The sequence below is a fragment of the Enterobacter sp. HMSC16D10 genome (genome assembly GCF_001807145.1).
Taxonomy (GTDB): domain Bacteria; phylum Pseudomonadota; class Gammaproteobacteria; order Enterobacterales; family Enterobacteriaceae; genus Enterobacter; species Enterobacter roggenkampii.
In genome coordinates this window covers 2,281-2,500 of the sequence record NZ_KV787879.1, presented here as the reverse complement: position 1 = coordinate 2,500, position 220 = coordinate 2,281, and the positions used below count along the sequence as shown (strand labels likewise).

Here is a 220-nt window from a genome sequence, read left to right as displayed (position 1 = left end):
GCACTGCTCCCGCCACTCAGCTGCGTCAGCGCCGCAGCCACAATACCGTGCAGCGCGGCACGGGCTGTCGGGTCTTTCTGCTCCTTGACCAGGGTCGCCAGAAGAGGGGCCGCCCCCGCTGCCGCGCCTGCCTTCAGGTTACCGCCAAGCGCACCTGCCAGTAATCCCGCCGCTGCGCTACCCTTCGTCCAGAAGGCACTCCCCGGACCGTACTCGGTAT

Annotated in this window: 1 pseudogene; it reads right to left on the bottom strand. The window is 68.2% G+C overall.

Features of this window, described 5'->3' with window-relative positions:
* A pseudogene (locus tag HMPREF3143_RS25950) lies at window positions 1-220 on the bottom strand (hemagglutinin); the annotation flags it as partial.